Source organism: Micromonospora haikouensis (genome assembly GCF_900091595.1).
In the GTDB taxonomy this organism is placed as follows: Bacteria; Actinomycetota; Actinomycetes; order Mycobacteriales; family Micromonosporaceae; genus Micromonospora; species Micromonospora haikouensis.
Genome location: NZ_FMCW01000004.1, coordinates 13,484 through 27,139 on the forward strand (window position 1 = coordinate 13,484; position 13,656 = coordinate 27,139).

Sequence of the window (13,656 nt, forward strand, 5' to 3'; positions counted from 1 at the left end):
GTCATCTGTCCCTTTCCGCCGTGGACTGGTCGCGGGAGATCGGCAGGATCAACCGGACCTCCGTCCCCTCACCCGGCTCGGAGCGGATCTCCGCCCGGCCGCCGTGCCGCCTCATCCGCCCGACGATCGACCCCCGGACCCCGTGCCGGTGGTCCTCCACCGTATCGGGATCGAAGCCCTTGCCCCGGTCCCGGACGAAGACGCTCACCTGCTCCGGTTCGACCTCGGCGTACAGCGAGACCGTCCGCACCCCGGCGTGCCGGGCCGCGTTCACCAGCGCCTCGCGGGCCGCCGCGACCAGCGCGCCGACCCGCTCGTCGGTGCCCCGGTCGCCCACCACCACCGTCTCCACGGTGATGGCGTAGGTGTCCTCGACCTCGGCCGCCGCCTGCTCCAGGGCCGCGGCGAACCGCTCCGTCGGCGAGGCGGTCGGCTTGTAGAGCCAGTTGCGCAGCGACCGCTCCTGCCCGCGCGCGAGCCGCTGCACGGTCGTGGTGTCGGCGGCGTTGCGCTGGATCAACGCGAGGGTGTGCAGCACCTGGTCGTGCACCATGGCGGCCAGCTCCGCCCGCTCCTGCTCGCGGATGCGCCCCTCCCGCTCCGAGCGGAGCTGGTTGTAGGTCCGCCAGAGCACCGGGGCCGCCACCACCCCCACCCCGGCCAGCCCCACCAGCGCGAAGATGACGCCGTTGACCACCGCGTCGAAGTTCTGCGCGGGCGAGTAGACCGCCGCCACGCCGATGATGCCGACCGCGACCAGCACCCCGCCGCCGATGAACCGCAGCACGAACGCGCGCCGGTCGTTCTCCTCGATCACCGCGCCGAGCCAGGGCACCGGCATCCGCTCGTCCCACTGCCGGCGGCGCTCCGGCGCGGACTGGTGCCAGATCACCCCGGCCCCGACGGCGATGATCGCGACCAGCCAGCCGGCGGTCCCCGCCGCGCCGACGGAGTCGAAGAGCACCGTCTGGAGCACCAGCACCACCAGCCCGATCGCCACGAACGGCAGGAGCTGGCCGAGATCCCGGCGGGCCGGGACGGCGGCGTCACCGGGCCGCAGCGGGACCACCGCCCAGAAGGCGGCGTAGAGCAGCAGCCCGAGCCCGCTGAGGCCCAGCAGCACCATGAACGCGATCCGCACCCGGACCACCGAGATGCCGAGGTGCTCGGCGATGCCGGCGGCGACGCCGGCGGCCATCCGGTGCTCGGGCGCCCGGTAGAGGCGGGGCGGCTGGGTCACGGCGCTGATCGGAGGCTCCCTGCTCGGGCGGGGCGCACGCCGGGCCGCCGTGCGGCGCGGGCGCGGGCGCGCCGGGGCCGGCGACGCCGATCCGATCGTCACACGCCGCGAGGGCCGCAGACCACGGGGAACGCCCGGACATCCGGGCCCGCCCGATCTCAGGGTGGGGTCAGGGTCGGTTCCGGAGGTCTCTCGCCGGCCCGCGCAGCAGGATCGAGGCATGACCGAGGAAGCTGCCCCGCCGCCCCGCCCCGGGACGGCACCGCCGGGCGGGCCACCACCGTCCCCGCCGCCGGCTCCGGCGGCCCCCACCACCCCCGCCGCCTGGACCGCGCCGACCGACTTCGGCCCGGCGGCGGCCGCGCCCGGTGACCCGGAGGCGACCGCCGTGCCGGGCCCGCCCGGGCAGACCGGCCAGGCCCCCGGGGGCTGGCCGCCGCCGCGGACGCCGGGCCCGGGCGCGCCACCGCCGCCGCCCGGGGGTGACGGTCCGGGGGCGGGCGCCCCACCACCCGGGGGGTACGCGGCCCCGCCGCCCCCGCCGCCCGAGGGAGCCAGCTTCACCTCCCGGTACGGGCTGGTCCGGCCGCGCGAGGGTCGCTACCTGGCCGGCGTCTGCGCGGCGATCGGCCGGGCCACCAACACCGACCCGGTGCTCTGGCGGGTGCTGCTGGCGGTGCTGGGCTTCTTCGGCGGCATCGGCATCCTGGTGTACGTCACGGCCTGGCTGATCATCCCCGGCGAGGGCGACACCGCCTCCCCCGTCGAGTCGATGCTCGGCCGGGGCCGGTCCAGCATGTCCCCGGTCACCGTGATCGTGCTGAGCATCCTGGTCGCGGTGAGCTTCGGTTACATCGTCACCGACGCGTTCCGGGCGGTGCTGCTCGGCGCGGCCATCCTGGTCGGCGGCGCGCTGCTGCTCAACCGGGACCACGCCGCGGCAGGCCGGGGCGCGGCCACCGGCACGCCCGCCGCCGCCCCGCCGGGGCCGGTGCCGCCGGCCGCGTGGCCCACGCGGGGCACCGTCGTCCCGCCCGCGCCGGGGCTGTTCACCCCGCCCGCCGGCCACGGGGCCGTGCCTCCGACGCCGCCGGCCGGCCCCGGCGTCCCCGGTCAGCCGTCCGGAGCACCGCTCGCGGGACAGCCCGCCGGGGCCCTGCCGAGGCAGTCGTTCGGGGCGCCCGTCCCCGGGCAGCCCGCCACCGGGTGGGCCGCACCCGCCCGGCCCCCGGGCGGGGCGACCGCCGGGCTGCCGGCCTGGCCGCCCGCGCCGGCCCCGTCGACCGGTCCACCCGCCCCGGTCGCCTACCCGCCGGTCACCCCGCCCGCGCCGCCCGGCTACCGGCCGCCGTTCGCCCCGCACGGCCCGTACGCCCAGGGGCCGCAACCGGCCCCGGCGGCGCCGCACCCGCCGGCCCGGCCGCCGAAGCGGCCCCGGGAGCGGTCCCCGCTGGGTGCCGTGACCTTCTCGCTGATCTTCCTGGCGCTCGGCGTGGTGGCCGTGCTCGACCTGCTGGACGTGGTCGAGGTGGGGGCGGCGGCGTACTTCGCGGCGGCCCTGGCGACCATCGGGCTCGGCCTGCTCGTCGGCGCCTGGTTCGGCCGGGCGCGGTGGCTGATCGCGCTCGGGCTGGTCACTGCGGCGGCGCTCGGCGTCGCCACGGTCGCCGAGTCCTACGACCGGGTCCGGGGCGTGGACGGGGACGTCACCTGGGCACCCACGGACCGCCGCGACCTGGCCGACCGGTACGAGAACAACTTCGGCGACGCCGTGCTGGACCTGCGCGCCATCGACTTCGACAAGCAGGAGACCCAGATCACCGTCGCGATCAACTTCGGCAAGGCGACCGTGGTGGTGCCGCCGAACGTCGACGTCACCACGATCGCCGACGTCAACGCCGGGGACTCGACCATCTTCGGCAACCGCTCGGGCGCCCTGGACGGTCGGCTCCGGGAGATCACCGACCTCGGCGCGGACGGTCCCGGCGGCGGGAAGCTGCGCCTCTACGTCCACGTCAACGCCGGAGACCTGGAGGTGGCCCGGTGAAGGCGCACCGCACCGACGTCGTATCGCTCGGCTTCGGCCTGTTCTTCGTCGCGCTGGCCGCCTGGTGGCTGCTCGCCCAGCTGCTCGGCCTGGCCCTCCCCCCGGTCGGCTGGTTCCTGGCCGGCGGGCTGCTCCTGATCGGCGTGCTGGGGCTGGTCGGCGCGTTGCGCTCCGGCCGGGGCAACCGGACGGCCGGCCCGCAGGGGGCCACCCCCGGGACGGCACCGGCCGCCGAGCCCGGTGCCGGAGCCGGTGTCGCGACGGAGGCCGAGGAGCCGGGTGCCGCGCGGACCGACGAGTGGCCGGCCGCCGCCGTCTCCGACGACCTGCCCGAGGCGGTCGAGGACCGGCCGGTCACCGACGGCGGGGCGCCCCGCGGGGACGAGCGGGCGGGCGGTTGACCGCTGCGGTGCGGGCCCCGGCGGAGGGCGCATATGCTGGCCGTGGAGATCTCGCCTCCGCCGGCCGGCCCACGCCGCGGGCCTCGCCCGCGACGAGCCGCCGGGCCGTCGACGACCGGGCCGCGTCGCGGGGCCTCGCCCCGGCCCGCCGCCCGGTCGTCGGGCCCGTCCGCGGTCGACCCCGACCGGTTCGCCGTGGCGATCCCGCCGCGATTGCCGTCTCTACCCCGTCAGGAGCCCGTCCGACATGACCCAGTCCCCCGCCGTGCGCACCTCCGGCCGGCCCGGTCCGGTCCGCATCGGCGAGCGTGCCGCCCGTACCCTCGTCACCGAGCTCGCCCGGCGCAACGACCCGAAGGCCGCCCTGCTGGTCGGCGCGACCCCGGACTCCGCGGTCCTCGCCGCGGCGATCGACGCCCTGCTGCCCGGCGACGCCCTCACCGTCGTGCCGGCCGGGTCGGCGACGCCGGCCGCGCTGCGCGAGCACGTGACGGCCCAGGGCCCTTGGGTCGCCGACCGGGTACGCGTGGTGGACTCCCTCGCCGAGGCCGACGCCGTCGAGGTGGTGATCGCCGCCGAGCCGCTCACCGGCACCGCCGACGAGACCCGCACGACCGTCGACGGCCTGGCGAAATACCTGGCCGACGGTGCGGTGCTCGCCGTGGCGGTGCCGGCGACACCGGCCCGGACGGCCGGCGCGGCGGCCGAGCTGGAGCGGCAGGCCGCCCTGCACGGCGCCGGGAGCGACCTGGTGCTGCGCAACTCCCCGCCGGTGCGGGTGCACCGGCTCCGGTTCACCCCGGCCGACGCGGCGGTCGCCGCCCGCCTCGCCCCGGCCCACCGGCCGTCGAGCGTCCCGCTGACGCGGGGCATGCACATCGACTCCAACGGGGTCGCGGCGGCCGGCATCACCCTCGGTTTGGCCGCGCTGACCCGGGTCGCCCGGCCCAAGTCGAAGCTGTGGCTGGTGCCGGCCCTCGCCGCCGTCCCGGTGGCCGCGTTCTTCCGGGACCCGCAGCGGGACGTCCCCGAGGACCCGTCGGCCGTCGTGGCCGCCGCCGACGGTCAGGTGCTGTCGGTGCAGCGGCTGCACGACGAGCGGTTCGGCGACGGCGAGTGGCTGCGGGTCGCGGTGTTCCTGTCGGTGCTGGACGTGCACGTCAACCGCTCCCCGGTGGCCGGCAAGGTGGTCGACTACTTCGTCGCCGACGGCGGGTTCGTCAACGCCATGAAGCCGGACGCCGAGCACAACGTGGCGGCGTACACGGTGCTCGACACCGACCACGGGACGGTCGTCGTGGCGCAGCGCACCGGGCTGATCGCCCGGCGCATCGTGCAGCGGGCCCCGATCGGGTCGCTGCTGGCCCGGGGCGAGCGGTTCGGCCTGATCCGGTTCGGCTCGCGCACCGACGTCTACCTGCCGGCCGACGCCGCCGACCCGCTGGTCGGGCCGGGCGACCGGGTGGTCGGCGGGTCCACGGTCATCGCCCGCTGGCGCTGAGCCGGGCACGACGAAGGGGGCGCCGCGACTGCGGCGCCCCCTTCGTCGTCGAGCGTCGGATCAGGCGGTGCGGCGCTGGTGCAGCCAGAGCACGGGGCCGCTGACCAGGTAGCCCACCACGATCAGGGCGAAGGTGAGCCGGATGTCGACCAGCGCGCCGACCACCGGGGCCAGCCAGAGCCACGGCGGCAGCTTCACCAGCCGGGCCAGCTTCGCGTACGGGAAGCTGGAGACCATCGCGAACGCCAGCAGCGCCACCCCGGCGATCTGCACGAGGCCGGGCAGCGGCAGGCCCAGGGCGACGGTCAGGGCCAGCACGGCCGCGGCCATCGTGGTCGGCACGCCGCAGAAGAAGCGGCCGTCCTTCGGCGAGACGTTGAACCGGGCGAGCCGGATCGCCGCGCAGGCGGCGACGAGCGCGGCGGCGACCGCGGCGGCGGCGCGCGGCGCCTCGCCGGCGAGCGAGGCGTAGACCACCACGGGGGCGGCCAGGCCGAACGAGCACATGTCGGCCAGCGAGTCCATCTGGGCGCCGAACGGGCTGGCCACCCCGAACCGGCGGGCCAGCGCGCCGTCGAGCCCGTCGAACGCCACGCAGGCGATCAGCAGGAGCGCGGCGAGGCGCACCTGGCCCTGCATGGCCACGAAGATGGCGTTGATGCCCAGCACGAGGCTGGCCAGGGTGCAGGCGTTGACCAAGGCGAACTTGACCCGGCGGGCCGTCGTCCGCGCGCCGGGCAGCAGCGGGATCGACATCGACGCCGCGTCGTCGACCGGAGCGGCGGGGCCCACGGCCGGGCTCACCGGCACGACCGCCTCGACCTCGGTGCGCTGGTAGCGGTCGAGGCCGTAGCGGCGGCGCTGCCGGTCGAGGTAGCGGTGCTCGGGCGAGGTCAGGTCGGTGCCCGCGGCGGCGACGCCGTCACGGCGTCCCACCCGGACGAGCAGCACCTGGCGGGCGAACGTGCTGCTGCGGCGCAGCGGGCCCGCCCAGCGACGCCCTGCGGGGCGCGGACTGTCAGTCGTACGACGCCGGCGCCATGGGGCTCTCGGCACGTTTCCTCCATCACCGGATCGGGCTGGCCGCCACGAGGGCGGGTGTCCGGCTGTCTCGTGCCGGACCGCTTCGGGCCCGGCAGCCGTCAAAGCGGAGTACACCATTGCACAGGGGTAGGGGGCTTGGCGATAGCTGCCGGCGGACCTTATATCTCCGTTAAACCGCGCGAATCGCCTCTTCTATTCCCATCTCGGGCCTGATCGCCCGATCCTCCATCAACCCCGCCTTCAGCCTACCGGAGGTCGTCGATACCGGCTCGGCGGGCGGGCGCTATGCGACCCCATGTCCGGTTACCAGGGCCGCCACCTCGGTCAGCGGCAGGTCGCCGAGCGCGTCCGGCGGGAACCAGGCGGCGGCGGCCGTCGACCCCCCGGCCAGCTCCGTGACCCGGGCCTCGGTGGGGTCGTCGACCACCACCCGGTAGACCACCCGCACCCCGTGCCAGTCCATCGGCCGGCCCTCCGGCCCCAGCGCGCCGGGATCGTAGCGGTGGTGGACGGTGAGCAGCTCGACGACCCGGCCGAGATGCCCGGCCTCCTCGACCAGCTCGCGGAGCAGGCCGGCGGCCGGCTGCTCGCCGTGGTCGGTGCCGCCGCCGGGCAGGTGCCACAGCCCGGCCCCCGGGTAGCCGTCGGCGATCAGGGTGAGCAGCACCCGCCCGCCCGGGTCGGTGACCAGCCCGTACGCCGCGAAACGCTGCCGCCGGTCGGCCGGGACCGGCGGGTACGGCGTGTCGGGGGACGCCCCGGGATCGGGCCGCCGAAGCGGGGTGACCGGCAGGCCGAGCGCCTCGGCGGTGAACGGCAGCAGCGGCAGCCCGGCGGCCTCGTCGAGGGTCGACCAGCGCGCCAGGTCGGTGGTGCCGTCGGGCTCGTCGCGCAGCGTGCCGCCGGTCGCCTCGACGGCGAAGACGATCCGGTCGGTGTGCAGCGCCACGCCCGGCAGCCCGGTGACGTCCGAGACGGCGGCGAGCAGGCCCGTCACCCGGACGTCGAGGCCGGTCTCCTCGGCGAACTCCCGGACCACGCCGGCCTCGGGGTGCTCCCCGTGCTCCAGCCCGCCCCCGGGCAGCTGCCACACGCCGGGGTGGTCGGCCGACGCGGAGCCGCGCACGAGCAGCACCCGCCCGTCGCGGCCCCGGCACACCCCGTAGACCCCCACCCGCCGTCGCTGTTCCCGCACCCCGCGCCTCCCGGTCCCCGGGCGGGACGCCCGGTCGATCAAGAAGCTATCGCGGACGACGGCCGCGCGGGCGACGACGTGGGGCCGTAGGGCCGCGCCCCGGGTCGGGCGACCGGTCGGGCCCGGCTCGGGCGGCGGTCAGGCGAGGCGGGCGGCCTGGACGGCCTCGGCCGTGACCTCGGTGAGCCGGTCGGCGGGCAGCGCGCCCAGCTCCTCCCGGGCGAACCAGCGGGCCTCGCAGGTGGAGCCGCCGACGTCGGTCACCGTGGGCGGGGCGGGCTGGTCGACCATCACCCGGTAGAAGGCGCGCACGCCGTGCCAGTCGATCGGGTAGCCCTCCGGGCCGAGGGAGGCGGCGTCGCGGTGGCTGGCCACCCCGAGCAGCTCGACGAGGCGGCCCCGCTGACCGGTCTCCTCGACCAGCTCCCGGATCAGCGCCGCGCCCGGCTGCTCGCCGTAGTCGGTGCCGCCCCCGGGCAGGTGCCAGCAGCCGGCCCCCGGGTAGCCGTCGGAGACCCGGGTGAGCAGCACCCGGCCGTCGGGGTCGGTGGCCACCGCGTACGCGGCGAAGCGCTGGGCGCGGTGCAGCCCGTCGGGGCCGGGCACCGCGTAGAAGGAGGGGAACTCCGGGGGCTCGTCGGGCACCACGTCGGCCGAGGAGGCGGGCAGCCCGAGGGCCCGCGCGGTGAACGCGCGCAGCGGCAGCTCGCGCGCCTCGGTGGGGGTGACCCAGCGGGCCAGGTCGGTGGGGCGGTCGACCCGGTCGGTGAGCGTGCCACCCCGCACCGACACCCGGTAGATGAGCCGGTCGGTGTGGATGGTGATGCCGCGCTCGGGCAGGGCCCGCATGTCGGCCAGCACGTCGTCGAGGCCGGAGACGGCGACCGAGAGCCCGGTCTCGGCGGCGGTCTCCCGGACGACGGTGTGGTTGGGGTCCTCGCCGTGGTCGACCGCCCCGCCGGGGAGGGACCACGTGCCGGGGGTGCCGGAGCGCTCCGATGCGCGGACCAGCAACACTCGGCCGACTGAGTCAGCACAGACTGCGTATGCCGCGATCCTGCGGAGCGGCTCCAGCATGGTGGTCACGGGGCCAAATTCTCCCCGCACCTCGTTACCGGCATCGAAAAGTGTCAGATTCCTGACTGAATACTGGATCATCAGGGATCGGTCAGGGTAATGATCCGGGCCGTCACCGAGGTCGCCCCGCCGCCCGGCGCGGAACGTGGAGGCATGACCTCGACACCGCACCAGGCCCCGTACAAGCAACTCCGCCGACCCACCACCGACCGGATGGTCGCCGGGGTGGCCAGCGGCCTCGGCCGCTACTTCGCCGTCGACCCCACCCTCGTCCGGGTGCTCTTCGCCGTCGCGACGCTCGCCACCGCCGGGGTGGCCGCGCTCGCGTACCCGATCATGTGGTTCCTCATGCCGGAGGAGCCGGCCGACGCCCCGGCGTGGCCGCACCCGACGGACCCCGCGTCGCCCACCGGCGGCTGAGCCGGCGGGCGGGTGGGGTCACTCCCACTCGATGGTGCCCGGCGGCTTGCTCGTGACGTCCAGGACCACCCGGTTCACCTCGGCCACCTCGTTGGTGATCCGGGTGGAGATCCTGGCCACCACCTCGTAGGGCAGGCGGGACCAGTCGGCGGTCATCGCATCCTCGCTGGAGACCGGGCGCAGCACCACGGGATGGCCGTAGCTGCGCCCGTCGCCCTGCACCCCGACGCTGCGCACGTCGGCCAGGAGCACCACCGGGAACTGCCACACGCCCCGGTCCAGGCCCGCGGCGGTCAGCTCCTCGCGGGCGATCAGGTCGGCCTGGCGCAGCAGGTCCAGCCGCTCCCGGTCGACCGCCCCGATGATCCGGATGGCCAGGCCCGGCCCCGGGAACGGGTGCCGCCAGACCATCGCCTCGGGCAGGCCCAGCTGGAGGCCCAGCGTGCGCACCTCGTCCTTGAACAGCGTGCGCAGCGGCTCGACCAGGGCGAACTTCAGGTCCTCCGGCAGGCCGCCGACGTTGTGGTGGCTCTTGATGTTGGCGGTGCCGGTGCCGCCCCCGGACTCCACCACGTCGGGGTAGAGGGTGCCCTGCACCAGGAACTCGACGTCGCCGTGCGCGGCGATCTCCCGGGCGGCGGCCTCGAAGACCCGGATGAACTCCCGGCCGATGATCTTGCGCTTCTGCTCCGGGTCGGTCACCCCGGCCAGCGCGCCGAGGAACCGGTCGGCCGCGTCGACCACCTTCAGCTTGATCCCGGTGGCGGCGACGTAGTCCTTCTCCACCTGCTCGGCCTCGCCCGCCCGCAGCAGGCCGTGGTCGACGAAGACGCAGGTGAGCTGGTCGCCGACGGCCTTGTGCACCAGCGCGGCGGCGACGGCCGAGTCGACCCCGCCGGACAGGCCGCAGATGACCTCCTTGTCGCCCACCTGGGCGCGGATGCGGGCCACCTGCTCGTCGATGATGTTCTCGGGCGTCCAGGTCGGCTCGATGCCGGCGATGTCGTAGAGGAACCGGGTGAGCATCTCCTGGCCGTGCGCGGTGTGCCCCACCTCCGGGTGGAACTGCACGCCCGCGCGCCGCCCGGCCAGGTCCTCGAACGCGGCGACCGGGGCACCGGCCGACTCGGCCGTCACCGCGAAGCCCGCCGGGGCCTCGGTCACGCAGTCGCCGTGGCTCATCCAGACCGGCAGGTCGGCCGGCAGGTCGCGCAGCAGCACCCCGGGCTCGGTGAGGCGGGGGCGCAGCGGGGTGCCGCCGTACTCGCGGTTGCCGGTGCGCGCGACCGTGCCGCCGAGGGCCTGGGCCATCGCCTGGAAGCCGTAGCAGATGCCGAAGACCGGCACGCCCGCGTCGAACATCCCCGCGTCCACCTGGGGGGCGTCGGGCGCGTAGACGCTGGCCGGGCCACCGGACAGGATGATCGCAGCCGGGTCCTTCGCCAGCATCTCCGCCACCGGCATCGAGTGCGGCACGATCTCCGAGTAGACCCGCGCCTCACGCACCCGGCGCGCGATGAGCTGGGCGTACTGGGCTCCGAAGTCCACCACGAGGACGGGGCGAGGCGTGCTCATGGGCAGGAAGCCTACCGACAGTCACCCCCGCCCCGGCACGGACCCCGCCGCGCGCCCGGCGCGCCCGGCGCGGCCCGCGCGGCCCCGCGCGCCTGCGGGTGAAGTGGTGAGAAGGGGACCCTTCTCTACCGTAGGCGTTAACAAGGGGCCCTTCCTTACGCGCGCAGCGCGCCCGGGGCGTGCGCCGGCACCGCCGGACGCACCGGCGGCACCGCCGCCACCCGCCGGTACGCCTCCCCCAGCGGCGGCCGGGGATCCGCCTCGCCCCGGTTGGGCCAGCACGACATCGCCCGTTCCGCCTGGGCGGTGATGGTCAGCGACGGGTTCACCCCCAGGTTCGCCGACACGGCCGCCCCGTCCACCACGTGCAGCCCCGGGTGCCCGTGCACCCGGTGGTACGGGTCGATCACCCCGTCGGCCGGGGTGGCCCCGATCACCGCCCCACCGAGGATGTGCGCGGTGATCGGGATGTCGAACGGCTCGGTGAGCGACCCGCCCGGCGTGCCGCCGATCTCCTCGGCGAGCAGCCGCGCGGCGGCGTTGCCGGCGGGGATCCACGTCGGGTTGGGCTCGCCGTGACCGGGGCCGGCGACCAGCCGCCGCCCGAGCGGGCCGCGCCGCCAGCGGGTGGTCAGCGAGTTGTCGGCCGACTGCATGACCAGCGCGATGACGGTGCGCCGCGACCAGTCGCGGACGGTGAGCATCCGCGCCGCGAGGCGGGGCTGGGTGAGCAGCCCGACCAGCCAGCGGCGGACCCGGTGCGGCCCGCCGTCGACCAGCAGCGACTGGAGCAGTCCCATCGCGTTGGAGCCCCGCCCGTAGCGGACCGGCTCGATGTGGGTCTGCGGGTCGGGGTGGAACGAGCTGGTGATCGCCACCCCCTCGGTGAAGTCCAGCCCCTGCGCGCGGGCCGGCCCGGGTGGCACGGACGCGCCGAGGATCGCCTCGGAGTTCGTCCGGGTCAGCTCGCCGAGGCGGTCGGACAGGTGGGGCAGCGCCCCGGTGGCCTTCATCTCGTGCAGCAGCCGCTGGGTGCCGAGCGCCCCGGCGGCGAGGACCACCTGGTCGGCGTGCCACACCCGGCGGCGCCTGCGCAGCCAGGCCCCGGTGCGCACGGTCTCGACCCGGTAGCCGCCCCCGTCGGCGGGGCGCACGGCGGTGACGGTGGTCAGCGGGTGCACCTGCACGCCGAGCCGCTCGGCCAGCCACAGGTAGTTCTTGACCAGCGTGTTCTTCGCCCCCTGCCGGCAGCCCGTCATGCACGCCCCGCAGTGCGTGCAGCCGGTGCGTTCCGGGCCGGCGCCGCCGAAGTACGGGTCGGCGGCCCGCTCCCCCGGCCGGCCGATGTGCACGCCGACGGGGGTGGGGTGGAAGGTGTGCCCGACCCCCATCCGGTCGGCGACCGCCCGCATCGCGGTGTCCGCGCGGGTGTGCAGCGGGTACGTGGTGACGCCGAGCATCCGCTTCGCCTGGTCGTAGTGCGGGGCCAGCTCGGCCCGCCAGTCGGTGACGTCCCGCCACTGCGGGTCGGCGTAGAACGCGTCGAGGGGCTCGTAAAGGGTGTTCGCGTAGACCAGGGAGCCGCCGCCGACCCCCGCGCCGGAGAGCACCAGCACCCCGCCGCCGGCCTTCCGGTCGGCGGAGCGGAGCAGGGTGATCCGTTGCAGGCCGTAGCAGCCGAGCTTCGGTGCCCACAGGAACCGCCGCAGCCGCCACGAGGTCTCGGGGAACTCGTCGTCGGCGAAGCGCCGCCCGGCCTCCAGGACGCCGACCGAGTAGCCCTTCTCGGCCAGCCGGAGCGCGGTGACGCTGCCGCCGAAGCCGGACCCGATGACGAGCACGTCGTACCGCATGAACGCATCATTACCGACGGGTAGCTCTCGCGCCATAGCCGGTTTTCGCGGGACCATGCACCCCGCCGCCGGTGATCCGCGGCTCAGCGGCCGCAACCCGGCGTGGCCCTCGGAGCGTTGTAGGGGCGGGGGTGCGGACATGGCCGGACAGACGGGTACCGGACGGCGGCGGTGGCGGGTGGGGCTGGCCGTCGTCGCGGCGGCCGTCGTGCTGGCGGTCGGCGGCACGGTGGCGGCCCGGCTGGTCGCCGACCGGCAGACCGAACGCGGGGCGGGGCGGGTCACCGCCGCGCCCACCCCCACGCCGTCGCCGACACCGAGCCCGACCCCGCCGCCGGGGGCCGACGTCACCGGGCCGCTGAACCTGCTGCTCGTCGGCGTGGACACCCGGGTCAGCGTGCCCGGCTGGGAGCCGCACGGCGACGCCGTGCTGGTGGCGCACGTGCCGGCGGGGCTGGACCGGGCGTACCTCTTCTCGCTGCCGCGGGACCTGCTGGTCGACATCCCGGCCTACCCGAAGGCCGGCTACTCCGGCGGGAAGACCAAGCTCACCCACGCGATGAGCTACGGCAGCCGGGTGCCTAGCAAGCCCAAGAAGCCGAGCACCGCCCAGGGGTACGAGCTGCTGCGCAGCACCGTCAGCGGCTACACCGGGCTGCGCTTCGACGCCGGCGCCGTGGTCACCTTCACCGGCTTCGAGAAGCTGGTGGACGCCGTCGGCGGGGTCGACCTCTACGTCGACCAGCGGACCGTCTCGCTGCACCGGCGGCCGGACGGCCGGCACCGCGAGGCCGCGCCGGGCGGCGGCGGCTACGTCGGCCCGCAGATGGTCTACGAGAAGGGCGAGCGGCACCTCAACGGCTGGCAGGCGCTGGACTACGCCCGGCAGCGCTACGGCCTGAAGAACGGGGACTACGACCGGCAGCGCCACCAGCAGCAGCTCATCCGGGCCATCGTGGCGAAGATGCAGTCCGAGAGCCTGCCCCGGCAGCCCGACCGGGTCGAGCAGGTCGTCGGGGCGCTCGGCGACACCCTCCGCTACGCCGGCGGGCCACGCATCGTCGACCTCGCGTACGCCCTCGGCGGGCTGCCCGCCGACCGGCTCGTCCTCGTCGGCCTGCCCGGCGAGGGGGTGGGCAAGGGCAGCGGCTACCGCGGCGAACAGCTCAAGCCGGTCGGCCGGCAGTTCCTCACCGCGCTCAAGGAGGGCCGGGCCGAGCAGTACCTGGCCGACCACCCGGAGCTGGTGGTGAAGAACTAGGCCCGGCGAGAGGCCGAGCGCCGTCCGGGTAGCGGCGGGCGA

Annotated in this window: 10 protein-coding genes and 1 pseudogene; 5 read left to right on the top strand and 6 right to left on the bottom strand. The window is 76.1% G+C overall.

Annotated features, from left to right (window positions below):
- Position 1: 1 nt before the first annotated feature.
- Positions 2-1,198 carry a PspC domain-containing protein gene (locus GA0070558_RS04965; protein ID WP_228986552.1) on the bottom strand — a complete coding sequence of 399 codons (1,197 nt, stop codon included), beginning with the start codon at positions 1,196-1,198 and terminating at the stop codon, positions 2-4.
- Positions 1,199-1,460: 262 nt separating this feature from the next.
- On the opposite strand from GA0070558_RS04965, the gene GA0070558_RS04970 reads away from it, so the two are divergent.
- The 3 genes and pseudogenes from GA0070558_RS04970 to GA0070558_RS04980 all read left to right on the top strand — a co-directional run bounded on the left by GA0070558_RS04970 (position 1,461) and on the right by GA0070558_RS04980 (position 5,189).
- Positions 1,461-3,287, top strand: a complete 1,827-nt coding sequence (locus GA0070558_RS04970; RefSeq protein ID WP_256091769.1) for a PspC domain-containing protein — start codon at positions 1,461-1,463, stop codon at positions 3,285-3,287.
- Positions 3,284-3,467, top strand: a pseudogene (locus tag GA0070558_RS04975) (hypothetical protein); the annotation flags it as partial. The gene GA0070558_RS04970 and the pseudogene GA0070558_RS04975, both read left to right, overlap by 4 nt.
- 468 nt (positions 3,468-3,935) lie before the next feature.
- Positions 3,936-5,189, top strand: a complete 1,254-nt coding sequence (locus GA0070558_RS04980; RefSeq protein ID WP_077938353.1) for a phosphatidylserine decarboxylase — start codon at positions 3,936-3,938, stop codon at positions 5,187-5,189.
- A 60-nt stretch (positions 5,190-5,249) separates the two neighbouring features.
- Here GA0070558_RS04980 and GA0070558_RS04985 read toward each other — a convergent pair whose 3' ends face one another.
- From GA0070558_RS04985 to GA0070558_RS04995, 3 genes are all read right to left on the bottom strand, one after another.
- Positions 5,250-6,170, bottom strand: a complete 921-nt coding sequence (locus tag GA0070558_RS04985) for a CDP-alcohol phosphatidyltransferase family protein (protein WP_043965676.1) — start codon at positions 6,168-6,170, stop codon at positions 5,250-5,252.
- Between the two features lie 346 nt (positions 6,171-6,516).
- Positions 6,517-7,428, bottom strand: a complete 912-nt coding sequence (locus GA0070558_RS04990) for an NUDIX hydrolase (protein ID WP_091276336.1) — start codon at positions 7,426-7,428, stop codon at positions 6,517-6,519.
- A gap of 138 nt (positions 7,429-7,566) precedes the next feature.
- Positions 7,567-8,514: an NUDIX hydrolase gene (locus tag GA0070558_RS04995; protein ID WP_043965675.1), complete on the bottom strand. Its 948-nt coding sequence runs from the start codon at positions 8,512-8,514 to the stop codon at positions 7,567-7,569.
- A gap of 144 nt (positions 8,515-8,658) precedes the next feature.
- Here GA0070558_RS04995 and GA0070558_RS05000 point away from each other — a divergent pair, with 144 nt between their 5' ends.
- Positions 8,659-8,925, top strand: a complete 267-nt coding sequence (locus GA0070558_RS05000) for a PspC domain-containing protein (RefSeq protein ID WP_043965673.1) — start codon at positions 8,659-8,661, stop codon at positions 8,923-8,925.
- Positions 8,926-8,943: 18 nt separating this feature from the next.
- Here GA0070558_RS05000 and guaA read toward each other — a convergent pair whose 3' ends face one another.
- Positions 8,944-10,500, bottom strand: coding sequence for a glutamine-hydrolyzing GMP synthase (gene guaA / locus GA0070558_RS05005; protein WP_043965670.1), 1,557 nt, complete (start codon positions 10,498-10,500; stop codon positions 8,944-8,946).
- A gap of 155 nt (positions 10,501-10,655) precedes the next feature.
- On the bottom strand, positions 10,656-12,353 hold the full coding sequence (locus GA0070558_RS05010; RefSeq protein WP_091276340.1) for an FAD-dependent oxidoreductase: 1,698 nt from the start codon (positions 12,351-12,353) through the stop codon (positions 10,656-10,658).
- Positions 12,354-12,492: 139 nt separating this feature from the next.
- On the opposite strand from GA0070558_RS05010, the gene GA0070558_RS05015 reads away from it, so the two are divergent.
- Complete coding sequence (locus tag GA0070558_RS05015; protein WP_091276343.1) at positions 12,493-13,614, top strand: LCP family protein; 1,122 nt, start codon at positions 12,493-12,495, stop codon at positions 13,612-13,614.
- The last annotated feature ends 42 nt before the right edge of the window (positions 13,615-13,656 follow it).

Excerpts from the sequence above, each read along its gene's own strand:
- GA0070558_RS05010 (WP_091276340.1), bottom strand. The coding sequence starts at position 12,353 with ATGCGGTACGACGTGCTCGTCATCGGGTCCGGCTTCGGCGGCAGCGTC.
- GA0070558_RS05015 (WP_091276343.1), top strand. The coding sequence starts at position 12,493 with ATGGCCGGACAGACGGGTACCGGACGGCGGCGGTGGCGGGTGGGGCTG.
- GA0070558_RS04970 (WP_256091769.1), top strand. The coding sequence starts at position 1,461 with ATGACCGAGGAAGCTGCCCCGCCGCCCCGCCCCGGGACGGCACCGCCG.
- GA0070558_RS04980 (WP_077938353.1), top strand. The coding sequence starts at position 3,936 with ATGACCCAGTCCCCCGCCGTGCGCACCTCCGGCCGGCCCGGTCCGGTC.
- GA0070558_RS04965 (WP_228986552.1), bottom strand. The coding sequence starts at position 1,198 with ATGGCCGCCGGCGTCGCCGCCGGCATCGCCGAGCACCTCGGCATCTCG.
- guaA (WP_043965670.1), bottom strand. The coding sequence starts at position 10,500 with ATGAGCACGCCTCGCCCCGTCCTCGTGGTGGACTTCGGAGCCCAGTAC.
- GA0070558_RS05000 (WP_043965673.1), top strand. The coding sequence starts at position 8,659 with ATGACCTCGACACCGCACCAGGCCCCGTACAAGCAACTCCGCCGACCC.